Consider the following 16,149-nt stretch of genomic DNA (forward strand, 5'->3'; position numbering starts at 1 on the left):
CGCTCGGGACGACTCAGCCGCCCTTGAGGTTCTGGGCGACGAAGTCCCAGTTCACCAGGTGGTTGAGGAACGTCTCGATGTACTTCGGCCGCAGGTTGCGGAAGTCGATGTAATAGGCGTGCTCCCACACGTCGATGGTCAGCAGCGCCTTCTGGCCGTGCTTCATCGGGAGGTCCGCGTTGCCCGTCTTCGAGATGGCCAGCCGGCCCTTGTCCAGCACCAGCCACGCCCAGCCCGAGCCGAACTGCGTGGCGGCCGCGTTGGAGAACTCCTCCTTGAACTTCTCGAAGGAGCCAAAGTCACGGGTGATGGCGGCGGCGAGCTCGCCCGTCGGCTGCCCGCCCCCGTTCGGCTTCATGCAGTGCCAGTAGAAGGTGTGGTTCCACACCTGGGCCGCGTTGTTGAACACGCCCCCGTCGCTGCTGAGGATGATCTCCTCCAGGGTGCGGTTCGCCTCGGGCTTGCCGTCCAGCAGCTTGTTGAGGTTCACCACGTACGCGTTGTGGTGCTTGCCGTGGTGGTACTCGAGCGTCTCCTTGCTGATGTGCGGAGCGAGCGCGTCCAGGGCATACGGAAGGTTCGGCAGCGTGAAGGGCATGTTCGGATTCCTTTCGGGAGCGGGCACGTTACCCGCCTTCGGCGCAGGGTGTGAACGGGAACTACACCCGTCCTGACCACGGATCGGCCGGGGCGCCAATATATTGGCGGGAAGTCAATTCCGTGGAAGCCCCTGGACGCGGTGCTCGCGAGCGAACGATTCGTGGGGCGAGCCTGCTTCAATCCCTCACACCGGCAACGCCTCACGCTTTTGACTTTAAGCTTGAGATAGCGGACGGAGCCCCGCGGAGCGTGTGAGGGAAGGAACACCCCTCCTCGTCGGGCCAGAGCGTGTCTTGACTCTGTTTCGGCGCGAGCGCTCCATGGACAGTCATGGATGCACGCAAACCGCTGTGTCTGGTATTGGCCATGGCCACGGGAGGGGGAGCCTGCGCGACCCACCCGGTCCGGGTGGCCACGGCGGAGCCAGAGGCGGTCTCGATGTCCCCCGCGACCGAGGCCCCCCAGCCCGTGGAGGGCCCGGGCCTGCGCTTCGACGTGCAGCCGGGCGCCGCGCGCGTGTTCGTGGACGGGCACGCGGTGGGCACGGCCGCGAGCCTGCGCGATGCGGGCGGGCTGCTGTCCCTGGCGCCCGGGGTCCATCAAGTGAGCATCCGGCACGCGGGCTATGCCACGTGGCGCGCCGAAGTCACCGTGGGCGAGGAGGCGGAGGCGATTCAAGTACGGCTCCTTCAAGACCCCTGACGCGAGGGCACATCCCGACTTGCAACGGACCGGGTGATGCGCGCGGACGACGGGCGACGGCACGTCTCCTCTCTCCGCGCGCCCCTCCCCTGGGAGGCTGCGTGAAACAGACCAGGAAGCACCACCGGGTTTTCCGACTCCCTTTCGCGGACGAGCCGGCCTCACGCGCACGGCTGAACCAGAGTCTCGCGTCGCACGGCTTGTTCGTCCCCGCGGATCCGCCCGAGCCCATTGGCGCGGAGTTCCCCCTCCAGCTCACGTTCCTGGGCGGCGCGCCCATCGCGGCGGGGCGGGCTCGCGTCACAGAGCACGGACTCGCGGGCCGGCTGCGCGGCTACTTCGTCAAGTACGTGGAGCTGGAGCCCGGCAGCTGCGAGCTGCCCCTGACGCCCCGGCACTCGGTGACCTCGCGCAGCGTCATCCGCCCTCCCCCCTTCCGACACCGCGAGCCCGTCACGGAGACGACCTGGGGCACGCAGCGCCTCGCCCTCTCCACGCTGCCCGAGGAGCTGACCCCCGCCGGCATCATCCCGCGCACCGCGGAGGGCGAGACGCTGTCGCTCGCCGACTACACCCACGAGGAGCTGCTCCACGCGAGGGATCCGCATGCATGGCAGGGCGGGCTGCGTCCCTTCGACTTCTTCGGCAGCTACCAGCTCATCAAGCGACTGGGCGCCGGAGGCATGGCCGAGGTCATCCTCGCCCGCCGTCGCATGGGCGAGGGCGTGGACAAGCTGGTGGCCCTGAAGCTGGTGTTTCACGAGTACGCGTGCCACCCGCGCCTCTCGGAGCTGTTCCTCACCGAGGCCCGCGTCAGCGCGACCTTGCAACACCCGAACGTCATCCAGGTCTTCGACGTGAGCTCCGCGGCGGGGCGCCCCTTCCTCGCCATGGAGTATGTGAATGGCCGCAATGGCGCGGAGCTCATCCACCGCCTGCGCGAGCGCCGACAGCCACCGCCCGTGGGACTGGCCGTGGCGCTGGGGCTGGAGCTGAGCAAGGCGCTCGAGTACCTGCACGGCAAACGCGACCTGGATGGACGTCCGCTGCACCTGGTCCACCGAGACGTCAGCCCCAGCAACCTGCTCATCAGCTTGCACGGCGCGGTGAAGCTGGTGGACATGGGCGTCGCGTCCGCCAGCTTCGCCAGCGGGGACTCCTCGCTGACCGTGGGGAAGCGCGCCTACATGGCCCCCGAGCAGGCCCTGGGAGGGACGCCCGAGCCAGCGTGGGACCTCTACGGCATGGGGCTCGTCATCCACGAGCTGCTCACGCTGGAGCGCCCCTTCGAGCGCATCTCCAGCCCCGCCGCCATCGCCGCGTCTCGACAGGTGCGCTTGCGCCCGTCCGCGTTTCGCCCCGGGGTCCCCGAAGCGCTGGATCGCCTGGTGCAGTGGGCCACCGAGTACGCCCCCGAGCGCCGCGCGCCCACGGCCCACGCGCTCCGCGAAGCGTTGGAGAAGGTCCGAGACTCGCTGCCGCCCTTCGACCTCGTGCAGACGATGCGCGAGCTGTTCGGTGATGAGCTGGCCGAGTCCCAACGCGAGACCGAGACGCTCATCGGCGTGGCCCGACAACGCGACGGCACCGACGCGGCGCTCATCTGGCGCCGACTCGCCAAACGCGCCTGGGGCTGGGTGCCGAGCCCGGTGAGGCTCGTCGCCGCGAGACATCCGCGGGTGCTGCGCTGGATTGCGTTGAGCGCCTGGGTCGCGCTCACCGCCCTGGGCGGCGTGCTCTGGACCCGGCACCAGCGCGGCGCCGCGCTGGAGGCGCACCTGATGGCGGCGGATCGCCTCATCGCGGCGGCGCGCCTGGTGGGCCCCGGCGAGGACACCGCGCTCGCCCAGCTCAAGGCGGCCCGAAGCCTGAAGCCCGATGACCCGCGCATTCGCGCGCGCCTGCAAGCGCTCGCCGCGACGTTCGAGTGGCTGGGGGACGTGGCGGACTCGCGCGGCGACGTGGCCGAAGCCGTGGCGCACTTCCGCGCGGCGCTGGAGGCAGACCCCGCCCGCGAGGCGCTGCGCGCACGCGTGCTGGCGTTGGAGTCCGCGCTGCGGGCTCGCCCCGTGGGCCGGAGAAGCCCATGAGGACGGCCGTCGCCCTGCTGATGCTGCTCGCCTGGGGACCCCCGGCGGTCGCGGCCTCGCTGGAGCTGGACGCCGAGCCCATCGTGCTCGGTAAGACCGAGACCGTGGGCGTCACCCTTCGCGTCCCGGAGCCCGCGCGCACGCCCCGCCCCGCGCTCCGCCTGGTCGTCAACGTGGGCACGTTCAGCGAGGTGACCCGCCAGGGCCCTGGCGTCTACCGCGCGGTCTACACGCCGCCCGCCACGCGCTTTCCACAAGTGGCGCGCGTGGTGGTGTGGCACGACACCGGGCCTGACGCCGAGCTCTCCGCGCTGACCATCCCCCTGTCGGGGACCACGCGCGTGGAGGTCCGCACCCGGCCGCGCGCGCAGGTGCGCGGCACGGTGGGTGGACGCACGTTCGGTCCGGTACGAGCCGGGCCGCACGGCCTCGCCCTGCTCCCCATCGAGGTGAGCCCGGACATCCACACGCTGGAGGTGACGACGCGCCAGCGCGATGGCGCCACGGCCACGCACCGCGTGCCCATCCAGGTGCCGCCGTACAACCGCATCACCGTGGCGCTCGTCACGCCCGCGCTGCTGGCGGATGGGCGCGGGCGGGCGCGCGTGGACGTGTTCCATCCTGGCGCCGAGGAGGGCGTGGGCGCCGCCTTGGTGCAGCTCCGCACGGAGCTGGGCACCATCACGCGCGTGGCGACGAGCGACGGCCACGAACAGTTCCAATACCAACCGCTCACCGGCACGCTGGAGACCGAGGCACGCCTCCAGGCCCGCATCGAGGGCGAGGCCGCGTCGGTCGGCACGGTCCGCGTGGCGCTGTCACTGCCCGCGCCCGCCCAGCTCGTGCTGCACCCACCCGAGACGCCCCTGCCCGCGGATGGCACCTCGCGCGCGGAGCTGTCGCTCCAGGTCTACTCCGCCTCCGGCTCGGGGCTCCCCGCGCAGCACGTCGAGGTATGGGCCAACGGCCAGCCCCTCCAAGGCGTCACCGATGCGGGCAGCGGCCTGTACCGCGTGCCCTTCGTGGCGCCTGCGTTCTTCCCCCCCGGGGGGCTGGTGCGCTTCGAGGCCACCGTGAGCACACCCTCGGGCCCGTCGGCGCGCACGGAGGTCCGCTACCAACTGCGCCCGCCTCCCATCCCCCGAGCCCTGCACGCCGCGCTGGCCCAGGTCCCCGTCCCCGCGGACGGCTCCACGCGCGTGCGGCTGGCCCTCGACGTGCGCGACGCGGCGGGGCTCCCGCTCGATGGCGCGCGCCTCATCGTCGTGGCGAACCAGGGCGCGGTGAGTCCGCCGCGCGCGCTGGCGGATGGCCGTTACGAGTCGATGTATCTGGCGCCCTCGGGACTCCCCGAGGATCCCGTCGAGCTGACCATCACGGATGCCTCCGGGCAGTTCGTGCAGCGCGTGCCCGTGCCGCTGCGCGCGCCTCCCCACCGGCTGCTGCTCGGTGTTCGCGCGGGCGTGGTGCACGGCGCGCAGCTGGGTCCGCGCGCGGGCCTGGAGGCGTGGGTGCCCTTCGCCGTGCGCGGTCATTGGTGGGGCCTGGGGCTCGCCGCCGCCGCATCGCGGTTCCAACGAAACGTGCAGGACACCACGGGCTCGCTCACCTCGCGGTCCGAGGCGTGGGCGCTGCCCGTGAGCCTCCGCGCGGGGGTGGAGTTGTTCGCCTCGCGCCGGGCGAGCCTCGTCCTGGGCGCCGGAGGCACGGCCACCTGGGCGCGCTTCCGGACCTCGCTCTCCGACACCCGCGTCGAGGCAATGGGCCTGGGGGGCTTGGGCTTCCTGACGGCCAGCTACGCGCTCGGCCCGGGTCAGCTCTTCACCGAGGCTTCCTATGTCCACGCGCCGGTCTCCGCGAGCGGGTTCCGGCTCGACGCGGGCGGACCTGGGCTCGACGTGGGCTATCGCATCGGAGTCCTCTGATGCGCGCCGCGAGCCTCCTGCTGCGCGGTGGCGCCCTGGGCCTGGGCCTCGTGTTCGCGGCGTGCGCGCCCGGCGACGACACTCCCGCGCGCGTGCTGGCCGTCCGCCCGGCGCAAGGCGCGATGACCGCCACCGTGGCGGTAGACATCCTGGGACGCGACCTCCACCCCCGAGTGGAGACGGACTTCTCGGCCAAGACCGGCTCGCTGGACGCCACGTTCCAGGCGTGGCTCTCCCCGCTCGACGCCACGGGCGAGGACGTAGCGCTGCTCGACGTGCGGTTCCTCTCCGATGAGCACCTGAGCGCGCGCGTGCCCGCGGGGCTCGCGCGCGGGGACTACGCCCTGCGCGTGAGAGAGCCCTCCGGCGCCGAGGCCGAGGGACGCCTCCGCTATCGCGTCACGCCCGCGCCGCCCCCCGTCGCCGGATTCCAGGTCGGCATGGAGTCCGTGCAGCACGCGGGCATCCCCTTCCCCATCACCGTCACCGCGGTGGATGTCCAGGGGCAACCGGTGCCGGACTTTCAAGGGACGGCGCGGCTGAGCGCGCGCAGTGGCGCCGTCATCCCAGACAGCGTGGGCCCCTTCTCCCAGGGCCGCGCGAGCGCGCTCGTGACGCTCGCCCTGCCCACGCCACAGAACCGCTTGTGCCTCGAAGTCACCGGCGGCGTGACCGCTGAGTCCGCCCCCATCGACGTGCGCCAGGCCCCAGCCGCGCGGGTCGTCTGGTCGAACCCCACACTCAGCGCCGAGGCCGGTACGTGCATGGGCCCCGCCACGCTGGAGGTGCGCGATGCACAAGGAGCGGTGGCCGCGTTCGACGGGCCGATGCTCGTCGCGATCCGAGCGGATCCCCTCGACGGGGTCGGGTTGTTCACCGATGCGACCTGCACCCAGGCCCTGCCAGCAGAAGGCCTCTCGCTCACGCGCTCCTCACAGTCGCTCTATGTCAGCGTGCGGCACGCGGGCCCTCTGCTCCTTCGCGCCCGTCCCGCCGCGCTCCCCGGCGACAGCCAGTTGCACGAGGTCCAACCGGGTGTCGCCGCCGCGCTCGCCTTCACCTCTCCTGCGCGCGTGGTGGTCGCGGGGGGCTGCTCCTCCGCGGTGACGGTCTCCACGCGCGATCGCCTCGGCAACATCCACGGCCCCAGCGCCCCCATCGAGCTGGGGCTAAGCGTTCCTCCGGCGTCTCGGCTCACGCTGTACTCGGATCCGAGCTGCACGACGCCCAGCGGTCCGCTCGTCGTCTCCGAGCGCGCGCCGAGCGCCACCGTCTATTTTCGCGCCCCGGTCGCTGGAACCTGGGTCATCGAGTCCGCCGCGCCCCCAGCCTCGGGACTTGGCCATGCCTCGCAAGAACTCCGGGTGGAGCCATGAGCCTGTTCATCCGCCTCCGCGCACCCGCGCGCCTCGTCGCACTGGGGTGGCTGGTGGGCTGCGGGACGCCCGTCGCTCCCGAGCCTCGACTCCTCTGGCTGTCTCCCGCCAGCGGCGAAGCCAGCGCCCCGCTGCACGTCACCATCACCGGAGAGGGCCTGCGCCCGAGCGTCTGGACCGACTTCTCACACGATGGCCGCGACACCGTGGACACGACCTTCCAGGCGCGACTCGGCCAGGAGGCACTCGACGCGGTCCAGCTCACCGGACCGGATCAACTGGAGGCCCTCATCCCCGCGGGACTGGCGAGTGGCCTGTATGATCTGACCGTGGTGGATCCCTCGGGCCGCGAGGCGACGCTGGCGCGGGCCTTCGAGGTGCTCGCCACCGTGGGTGAGCGCACACGCTCGCTCGCGAGCTTCCGCTTCGAGGCCGTGAGCGCGCAGCACGCCTGTGAGCCCTTCACCGTCACGGTGCTCGCGGTGGACGGCCAGGGGCAGCGCCTGAGCGGCTTCAACGGCTCCGCGAAGCTCACGGACGACTCAGGAACCGCCGTGCCCTCCGTGCTGGGCCCGTTCCGCGATGGGGCCTGGAGCGGCCAACTGGAAGTGCGCCGCACCATGACCGCCAACACCCTGCGGCTCGATGACGATGCCGGCCACACGGGAACGTCCGCGCCCTTCGAGGTCACGGCGCGAGAGGCCGTGGCGCTGCGCTTCGTCACCCCGGCGCGGAGCGTCACCGCGGGAGAGTGCACCGCCGTGTTGACGCTCGCGCGCGTCGATGACCAGGGCGACCGCGTGGCCAGCCGCGACGCGCTCGACATCGCCCTGGAGGAAGACCTGCCGCGCACGCGAACGGTCTATGGCGATGAGGGCTGCACGACGCCGCTTGCACGTCTCTCGATGGACGCGGGCGCGGACTCGGTCAACTTCTACCTGCGCATCGGGCGCGCGGGCGGCGCGTCCCTGACGGCCCGAACGGGCACCCTGCGCGCGGCGATGCAGTCCCTCAAGGTCGTCCCGGCCGCACCCGCGCGGCTCGCCTTCGCCTCGGTCCCGGAGGTGCTGGTTGCGGGGGCTTGCTCGGGCCCCGTCGCGCTGGAGGTCCGCGACGCCTTCGACAATCCCACCCTGGCCCCCGGTCCAACGCAGGTGGACCTCGCTGCCGAGCCCACGCCGGAATACACCTTCAACGGTGACTCGGCTTGCGCGAGCCCCATCGCGGGGCTCGCCCTGGCGCCGGCGTCTCGTGTCGCGTTGTTCTACGTGCGTGGCATGAACGCGGGCCCGGTGACCCTGCGCGCCTCCGCGCCGGGGCTCGACAGCGCACGGGCCACGACGTCCGTGCGCGCCCCACTGCGGCCATCGGCATCCGGCTCCACGCGCGACCTCGACGACCGCGGGCAACGCTGAAGTGAGAGGACCCGCGCGAATGTACCGCCTCCCGCCATCGCGAGCGCGCCCCTGGGTCCGGGCCCTGCCCCTCGCGTGGCTCGCGTGCCTCGGATGCACGAACGCCCCCGCGTCCGCACAGGACACCGAGCAGGTGGCGCGGCGTCTGTCGTCCATCGTGGCCACGTGCGCGGCGTCCACGGGGCAGGTCGAGGTCCTGCGTGCGGGCCAGTCCTTCTGGGAGCGCATCGAGGAGGGCGCCACGTTCCGCCCCGGCGACTGGGTCCGCACGGGGGCGCTCGCGTCCGCGCGCATCGAGTTCCTCGAAGGAGGTCGCATCGAGTTGGAGGAGCAATCCGTGGCGCTGGTGGAGCGCGCGCCCGAGGGCGACGCGGGCGCCCATCCCAGCCCGCTCGTCGCCCTGGAGAGCGGCTCGGCGCGAGGCTTCCTCCCCGCCAGCGCGAACGGGGACGTACACGCCCTGCTGGTGCGCACCTCGGACGGCGCCATCGTGGCCGTCTCCCCAGGTGAGGCCGGCCAGCCCGCCGAGTTCCGACTCAGCCGGACGCCTCGGGGCGCCGTGCTGTCGGTCGCACGAGGCCGGCTGACACTCGTCTCGGGACAGCGGCAGCAGGCACTCCTCGAGGGACACGGCGTGGAGCTGGGCCGAGGACTCGTGGCCCCGGTGTTCCCGCTCCCCGTGTTCCCCACCAGCCTGGAGCCCGGCATCGATGCGCGCTTCACGTGGGCCGCGGGCTTGCGCGTGGCGCTGGCCTGGAGCGAGGTGGTTGGCGCGGACCACTACCGCGTCCAGATTGCGCGAGACCTGGGCTTCGAGCAGCTCGTGGTCAGCACCCCGTCCGCGCGCGCACCGTTCACCTTCACGCCCGATGGCCCCGGCACCTACGTCTGGCGCGTGGCCACCGCCGACGCGGATGGCAGGCAAAGTGAGTACGGCTTCGCGCGCCGCATCTACGTGGACGCGGAGGTGAATCGAGACCTGCTCGTCACGCCAAGCGACGGCCATGAGCGCCCCTTCAGCGCGACGCGAGGCATCGTCTTCGCATGGCAGACCACGGGGGGCCGACAGCGCTTCCGTTTCGTGGTGGCGCGCGACCCCGCGCTTCAGCAGGTGGTGCGCGTGCAGCGAACCGGTATGCAGCAGCTCAGCCTGATGCGCCTGCGGCCGGGCACGTACTACTGGGGCGCCTACGTGGACTCGACACCGGCCGAGCCCTTGTTCCAGAAGGCGCGCAAGCTGGTGGTGCTCCCGCCCGTGGCGAAGAAGGCCCGGCTCAAGACACCTCGGGTCGTCGACACCTGGGGACACTGAGTCCCCAGGTCGGCGCGGCGCTCAGGAGCCCTTGCGGCGGCGCATCATGGCCTCGTACGAACGGCCCACGCTCTGCGAGAGGATGAGCAGCTCGCCCACGTCCGGCGTGGTGAGCTGATCCGGACCGTTGTCCACGTAGAGCAAGTGGACCACCTTGCCACGCACGAGGAGCGGGAGGATGACCGCGGTGGTCGGGAAGCCCCCACCGACGAGCTTGTAGAACACGCCCATCGCCGCATCGCGCTTCACCGGACCGACGTAGTGCGAGCGCGTATCTCGCACGAGCCGGAAGGTGCTCTGGTCTCGCAGGGCGACGCCGATGCGCCGCACCGCCGCGTCGCGCACCCCCTGCCCCATGCCGTGCCAGCCCGTCACGAGGCTGCCCTGCACGGACAGCAGCAGGCAGCGCCGCCACTTGCCCGCGGCGAAGCGGAGCACGGTGCGCGCCACGTCCTCGCGGTCCGAGCTGCGTCCCAGCTCCGCTTGGGCCTCCGCGAAGGTCAGCGGAGACGGGGGTGGCTCGGGCGCGCGCGCGGGAGCCTGGGGAACAGGACTCCGCGCGGCGGCCTCGCTCGGAGGAGGTGCCACGGGGGCGGCTCCGCCCGGAGGAGGAGGCGCCGCCGTGGGCACGCCACCGCGCGCCGAGGCTGGCGCGCCCGCGACGCGGCCCGGAGCCGGCGGGGGGGCTCCCGCCACGGGGCCAGCAGCAGGGACCTGCGGCGTAAGCGTGCCCGGCCCCACCGCGTGTTGCGGCGGAGTGGGAAGGCTCCCCGGAGGCACGTTGACCTTCGGCGCCCCGCCGACCGGAATGGGCGGCACACCGCCCCGAGGCGGGGGCGCGGCGACGTTTGGCGCACCGCCCTGTGAGGCCACCGCGCCCGGAGGCACGCCTCCTCCGCCCTGCGGAACCAACGAGCCCGGAAGCACCGCGCCCTGCGGACGCGCGGCGATGGGCGCACCCGCCTGACCTGGAGCCTGCGGACGGCCCCCCTGCGCCTGTGGCGCGCCCCCCGGAAGGGGCTGCAACATGCCCGGAGGTGGCACGGCCGCACCGCGAGGAACCGCACCGGCCGGAGCCTGGGTTCCCTGCACCACCGCGCCCGCATGCGAGCCCGGCGGCGCGCCCGCTCCGCCCGCGGGCCCCACGGCGACGGGGAGCACACCGGGACGCTGCGCCGCGACGGGGGCCGGAGCGAGTTCCTCCAGCACCACCCCCGTGATGACCTCCTCGGAGTCGAGCCCCTCCGCGTCCTGCTCCCCGCCACCGCGCAGCGCCTGCGCGTAGACCGCCTGGAACTCCTCCTCGCTCATGAGGTCGGGCGGTCGCTCCTGCACCTTCTCCACCGCGCCGGCTTCACCCACCGGCTTGCGCGGGCGAGCCGCGTCGACATCAATCGCCCGCAGCGGCCGGAACGCCTTGCAGTAACGGCGCAGCAGCTGGTTCATCCGAAACTCGGGGATGACCACCGGCACCACGCGCTTGCCCGTCTTGAACGCGATCGCGTCCAGCGTCGTGAAGTCATGCGGGTTGACCACGGCGAGACTCAGCCGCGTCGCATCCACCCGCATGGGCAGGTACTCCTTGTCATCCGCGTGGTGCGCGTCCACCAGCGCGATCGCCTTCGGGTCGGGCACCATCTCGCCCGAGGCGTGCGCGCAGTTGTGGAGCTTGCCCAGCGAGCGCGCCAGGTCCTGCTCCGACACGAGCCCCAGCTCGACGAGGTTCGTCCCCAACCGACCGCCGTGCACCACCTGGGATTCGAGCGCCTCCTCCAGGGCCGCGGCGGTCACGAGGCCTTCGTTCACGAGCTGTTCACCGAGGCGCATGGGCTCGCTTGTAGTCGCGGCCACTCGCGCTTCGCAAGCCAGCAGCCGGGCATCCGGACGCTAGTCCTCGGGGTGGTGACTGAGCGCCACCCGGTTGCCCTCGGGGTCGCGCACGTACACCGTCCACCGCGTCTCATGCTCCAGCGCAACCCCGGCGCGCGCCAGGGTCTCAACCGCCTCCGCCCGCTCCCCGCGCGGGATCCGGAACGCCAGCATCAACAGGCCCGGGTGCTCGTGCCGGAACGGCTGCTCCGGGGGAGTCCCCTCCACCGCCTCGATGGCCAGGAAGGCCCCCCCGGGGACCCCGACCCAGATGCTCCGCAGGGAGCCGTCCGGCCTCCGATGTCGGGTCAGCTCCGGGAAGCCCAGAAGGTCGCGATAGAAGGCGGTAACGCGCTCCACGTCCTTCGCCTGGATGGCCACATGGTGGAAGCCCTGAACGTGCATGGGGTTGATGGTAGGGTCTGCCCGCCCATGGCGCGACTGCTCATCGTCGAGGACAACCACGAACTGGCCTCCCTGGTCGCCACCATGGCGCAGAACCGGGGCCATGACGCCATCGCCGTGCACACCGGCGAGGCCGCATTGGAGACGCTCGGTCCAAACGCGCGCTTCGACGCCGCCCTCGTGGACCTGCTGCTCCCCGACATCCGAGGCAGCGAGGTGCTGGGCGCGCTGCGGGCCCATCGCATCCCGGCCATCGCCGTCAGCGGCGTCTACAAGGGCGATCGCTTCGCGCAGGAGGCCACCCAGGTGCACGGCGCTCGGGCCTTCTTCGAGAAACCCTTCGAGTTGGACACCGTGCTCGATGCCCTCGAACTCGCGGGCGGCGTGCCGCGCGCCCGGCGCCCCGACGCCGCGGAAGCCGTGGAGACAGTGCCCGCGCCACAGCAAGAGGAGCTGCTGGACGAAGTGGAGCTGCTCGTCCTGGAAGAGCTGGTCCCCGAGCCCGAGGAGGACGCGGGAGCGGAGCTGGCGCCCCTGGAGCCCGTGGAGGATGAGGCGCTGCCCCTCCCGTTCGCGCAGCGCGAGAAGGTCTGGGCCGAGGGTGCCACGCCCCTCCCCGAGCGCCGCCGCCGCGCGCTCCCCGAGTGGTCGCTCGGGGGGGACCTGCGAGACACCTCCGTGCCGCGCCTGCTCAACGCCTATTACGAGGCGCGCCATCACGGGGAGCTGAAGCTCAAGCAGGGCTCGGTGCTGAAGGTCGTCTACTTCGAGTCGGGGCGCATCGTGTACGCGGCCTCCAACCTCGCCCCCGAGCGCTTCGGCCGATTCTGCGTCCGGCGCGGCGTGCTGACCGAGGCGAAGCTCGCGGAGGTCGCCGCCTACGCGAAGACCCACGCGCTGCGCACCGGCGAGGCCATGATTCGCCTGGGTGTGCTGGACGCGGGCAAGCGACAGGCCCTGTTGGGCGAGCAGGTCAAGGAGCTCATCTGGTCCACCTTCGCGTGGACGGAGGGCGCGTATGGCTTCAGCCCCATGCGGCCCCAGCGCGCGGACCTCGTCCGCCTGTCCGTGTTTCCAGGAGACCTCATCCTCGAAGGCACGGAGCGCACCGAGACGCTCGTGGCCCTGCGCCAGCGGCTCGCGCGCACGCGCCGGCTGAGCCCCACCGCGGATCCGCCGTACGCGCTGCACGAGCTGAAGCTCGGCGGTCCCCAGGCGCTGCTGCTGGCCTACGCGGATGGCACCAAGACGGTGGCGGACCTGCTCGCCGTGAGCGACCTCTCCGAGCGCGAGGCCCTGGCCACGCTGCGAGGCCTGGAGCTGCTCGGAGTGCTGGAGGAGCGCCAGGACACGCCCACCCGGCGTCAGCGCATCTCGTTCGGCCTCTAGCGCGCGGCGCCGCGCCGCCGCAGCACGCGAGTCAGCGCGAGCAGGCCGAACAGGGCCGCGCCCGCCCCCCCCTCCGAGCAGCCACAACCCGACGGCGGCGAGCGAGGCCCCTGCCCCGTCGTCAGCGGCACGCCACGCAGCAGCGCGACACCGCTGAAGCGGGCCTCGGACAACAATCGCGAGCGGGCCACATACGTCACGCGCGAGACGCCGTCCGGCCGCAGCCCGAGCCCCTCCACCGCGAACCCATCGCCCGTGGCGACGGCGGCCACGGGCACTCCGTCCACCTTCACGCTGCCGGGCACCCACTCCGCGCCGCGCAGGGACTCCTCGTAGCGGACCATGCTCACGCCGCAGGTCGTCGTGTTGCTCAGCAAGACCTCCACGCCCACGAGCCCACCCTCCGCCCCCGAGGGCGTCTCCATCTGACGCCGCAGCCCGACGAAGGGCTTCACGCCGATGGACACCACATGCTGAGCGACAGCGGGCGTCGAGCCCTCCGCCGAGGCCGTCACGCGCAAGGTGACGTCCCGCCCCACCAGCGCATCGAGCTCCGTGTCGCGCGTAGACACCGCGACGGTGGCGCCGGACACCGAGGGCTCGCTCAAAGGCGGACCGTCCTCCTGCGCCCAGGTGAGGTTCACCACCGAGCATGCCCCCGGAGGCAGCACCTGCGTCAGTGAGCCCGCGGCGCCCTGACCGCAGGTCGCCACCAGCGAACCCTCCACGTCCCCGAGCGCCGCGGGACGCGCGGACACCTCGAGGCTCTGGTCGAGGGTGCGGCCCTGCTCCTGCGTGACGGAGTCCGACAAGCGAGCCCGCACCACGTAGCGCGCGGCGCCGCACTGCGGAGGCAGCGGCAGATGCCACGCCCCATCGGGCCCCGGCGTGACGGACTGCGTGGCGAGCACCTCACCGGACTCGCGGCGCAGCGACAGGTCCACGAGCAGGGAGCGCCCCGCCGGACAGTCGAGATCCGTGTCGACGATTCCGCGCACCTCGTGCTCGTCCGACTCCACCCGCGACAACACGGGCCCGCCCTGGGACACGGGCCGAATCACGGGCTGCACGCGCAGCAGCACCTCGGACGACGGGCCATCCTCCGTCACGCCGTCCAGGAGGATGCGGTTGCGCGCCAGCAGCGGCACCTCCACCGCGGCGCAGCTCGTCAACGTGGGGACGATTCCCTGGCTGAGGACAGGCGGGCCCTCGATGGGCAGCTGCTCATCCGTCACGAGCGAGAGCCCCGAAGGCGGCGCACTGAGCCCCTGCAAGGACCACGCGGTGTAGACGGTGGGCAGCCCCGGGGTGCCCGCGCACGCATGCAGCGCGGCGGCGGCCACCCGCGTTCCCGAGGACACCGTCAGGACCGTCGGGGCGTTGAACGGCGCCAACGGACGCCCCCAAGGCCGGACCTTCACCTTCACGGTCGCGGGCGCCGAGTCGAGCCCCCCGACATCTCGCGCGAGGACCTCGTAGTTGTGAAAGATGTTCGAGGGCTGGCACAGCCGCGCGTCCGGCGTGAAGGTCGCGGCGCCCGCGCTGTCCACCGCCAGCGTCGCGGTCCCCGACGGGCTCCCCGACTCCGTCCACACGTAGCCTTGGATGGCGCACGGTCCACCGCTCGGGCTGGGCACGATGCGCACAGGTCCTTCACCCGCCAGGTAGCTGCCGCCATCCGGAACATCCACCCGCGGCGTCTTCGGCTTCACGTCGTGAACCACGTCCACGCTCACGGTCCGGAGCTGCTCATGCGCCTTGAGCCCATCCGTCATCGTGATGGAGACGCTGGACGTCTCGCTCCCGCACAGCCCAGGCGCGGCGGTCAGGTCCAACATCACCCCTTCCGTGCCGCCATCGAGCGCTCGCTGCTGCACCGCGAGCGACGCCGAGGACGGGCCCGGCGTCACCGCCAAGCGCACCGCGTCTCCGTCCGCGTCGAAGGGCGCCACGGGAACGCTCACCGTCGTGCCCTCGCCCACCTGGACCCGCGAGGGAGGCAGCGGCATCAGCTCGGGCGCGTAGGTGTTGGTGTAGATCAGCACGTTGTCCAGGTCCGGCTTGGCCAGGATGATGACGCACAGCTCGGACCCCACGCAGCGCACCTGCCGCACGGCGAGGCTCTGCGCGGCCACGGGGAGCTGTGAGAACCTCGGGTTCACCCGCCACGCGGTGGCGATCTCCGACGGAGTCAGCGCTGGCACCGCGCTGAGCACCTGCGTCTGCGCATTGCGAGTGCCCACCACGACCCCAAACCCGTCACCACGGCCCGACCCCGCCCCCGTGTTCACGTCCATGCCCAGGACGGTCATGGCTCCGCCAGGAAGCGCCACGGGGACGAAGGGATAGTCACCCGTCCCGAGCGTGCCGCGATACAGCCCATTGTCGTTGCCGAAGAGCGCCGTGGGGTTGCTCGCGTCCTCCCCCGAGAACAACGCCAGCGCGTTCGCCTTCTTCGGAGGATTGGAACTCGGCGCCGGGAGGGGCGTCATCGCGGTGCCCCGGAACCAGCGGAAGCTCGCGTTGGGAATCTCCGAGAAGAGCGCGTGGGTCGTGCCCCCGTGAGCCAGCACCGCGGCGAAGTCGAGCCCGGTGTAGGGGGCGATGGGGGCGAGCAGCAACGGGCCCCACTGGCAGGAGCTATCGGTGGACGGCACGAGCGACGAGCGGTAGTCGAACTCGAGCGGTGACGTATTCGCGATCGCGAACCCCACGCTGCCATCCGGCGTGAAGCGCACCGCCCTCATCATGTAGGGCAAGGAGGTCGGATACAGGTGGGTGCCCTCCAGGCTGGAGCACGCCCCGACGCTGACGACGGTGCTGTCTCCTCGAACGCCGAAGACACATCCCTGCGCGGTCCGGCCCAGGCCCATGAAGGCGCCGCCAAGTCCCACGGTCGTGGTCCCATTGGAGAAGAGGGACAGCCCGTTGCTGGTCGCCACACCGAACTCGGTTCGCGACCACGCCTCCACCGCGAAGGGCGTGCCCGGGACGCTCTTGACCTGCCAGTCCGCCCACGCGGCGGAGGACACGAGCAGAGTCAGGCTGAGGATCCACGCGCGCACG

At 72.2% G+C, this 16,149-nt stretch carries 11 protein-coding genes; 7 read left to right on the plus strand and 4 right to left on the minus strand.

All coding sequences use genetic code 11. From position 1 onward, the window contains the following. Window positions 1-13 precede the first annotated feature (13 nt). The gene (locus KRR26_RS19615) at window positions 14-598 is read right to left on the minus strand and encodes a superoxide dismutase (RefSeq protein ID WP_120203443.1); all 585 of its coding nucleotides are present in this window, start codon (window positions 596-598) and stop codon (window positions 14-16) included. Between the two features lie 332 nt (window positions 599-930). Between KRR26_RS19615 and KRR26_RS19620 the strand changes: the two genes are divergently transcribed. From KRR26_RS19620 to KRR26_RS19645, 6 genes are all read left to right on the plus strand, one after another. Continuing rightward, a complete protein-coding gene (locus KRR26_RS19620; RefSeq protein WP_217080533.1) occupies window positions 931-1,302 on the plus strand; it encodes a PEGA domain-containing protein in 372 nt (123 codons plus the stop codon). Window positions 1,303-1,403: 101 nt separating this feature from the next. Beyond that, the gene (locus KRR26_RS19625) at window positions 1,404-3,392 is read left to right on the plus strand and encodes a protein kinase domain-containing protein (protein WP_147422895.1); all 1,989 of its coding nucleotides are present in this window, start codon (window positions 1,404-1,406) and stop codon (window positions 3,390-3,392) included. After that, window positions 3,389-5,317 (plus strand): hypothetical protein, encoded by a 1,929-nt coding sequence (locus KRR26_RS19630; RefSeq protein WP_217080534.1) that lies wholly within the window; start codon window positions 3,389-3,391, stop codon window positions 5,315-5,317. Before KRR26_RS19625 ends, KRR26_RS19630 begins: the two co-directional genes overlap by 4 nt. Then, entirely contained in the window at window positions 5,317-6,693 is a 1,377-nt protein-coding gene (locus tag KRR26_RS19635) for a hypothetical protein (protein WP_217080535.1), read from the plus strand. The genes KRR26_RS19630 and KRR26_RS19635 overlap by 1 nt, the downstream gene beginning before the upstream one ends. Beyond that, window positions 6,690-8,108, plus strand: coding sequence for a hypothetical protein (locus KRR26_RS19640; protein WP_217080536.1), 1,419 nt, complete (start codon window positions 6,690-6,692; stop codon window positions 8,106-8,108). The genes KRR26_RS19635 and KRR26_RS19640 overlap by 4 nt, the downstream gene beginning before the upstream one ends. A 19-nt stretch (window positions 8,109-8,127) precedes the next feature. After that, window positions 8,128-9,420, plus strand: a complete 1,293-nt coding sequence (locus KRR26_RS19645) for a hypothetical protein (protein WP_217080537.1) — start codon at window positions 8,128-8,130, stop codon at window positions 9,418-9,420. Between the two features lie 21 nt (window positions 9,421-9,441). Here KRR26_RS19645 and KRR26_RS19650 read toward each other — a convergent pair whose 3' ends face one another. Together KRR26_RS19650 and KRR26_RS19655 are read right to left on the minus strand one after the other, a co-directional pair. After that, the gene (locus KRR26_RS19650) at window positions 9,442-11,247 is read right to left on the minus strand and encodes a GspE/PulE/PilB domain-containing protein (RefSeq protein WP_120203431.1); all 1,806 of its coding nucleotides are present in this window, start codon (window positions 11,245-11,247) and stop codon (window positions 9,442-9,444) included. 60 nt (window positions 11,248-11,307) lie between these two features. Further along, window positions 11,308-11,694 (minus strand): VOC family protein, encoded by a 387-nt coding sequence (locus KRR26_RS19655; protein WP_120203430.1) that lies wholly within the window; start codon window positions 11,692-11,694, stop codon window positions 11,308-11,310. A 27-nt stretch (window positions 11,695-11,721) separates the two neighbouring features. Between KRR26_RS19655 and KRR26_RS19660 the strand changes: the two genes are divergently transcribed. Further along, window positions 11,722-13,083 (plus strand): response regulator, encoded by a 1,362-nt coding sequence (locus KRR26_RS19660; RefSeq protein WP_217080538.1) that lies wholly within the window; start codon window positions 11,722-11,724, stop codon window positions 13,081-13,083. Here KRR26_RS19660 and KRR26_RS19665 read toward each other — a convergent pair. Beyond that, the gene (locus KRR26_RS19665; protein WP_217080539.1) at window positions 13,080-16,148 is read right to left on the minus strand and encodes a hypothetical protein; all 3,069 of its coding nucleotides are present in this window, start codon (window positions 16,146-16,148) and stop codon (window positions 13,080-13,082) included. The two genes, KRR26_RS19660 and KRR26_RS19665, sit on opposite strands and share 4 nt — an antisense overlap. Window position 16,149 lies beyond the last annotated feature (1 nt).

Source organism: Citreicoccus inhibens, assembly GCF_019039035.1.
GTDB classification, from domain to species: Bacteria; Myxococcota; Myxococcia; order Myxococcales; family Myxococcaceae; genus Citreicoccus; species Citreicoccus inhibens.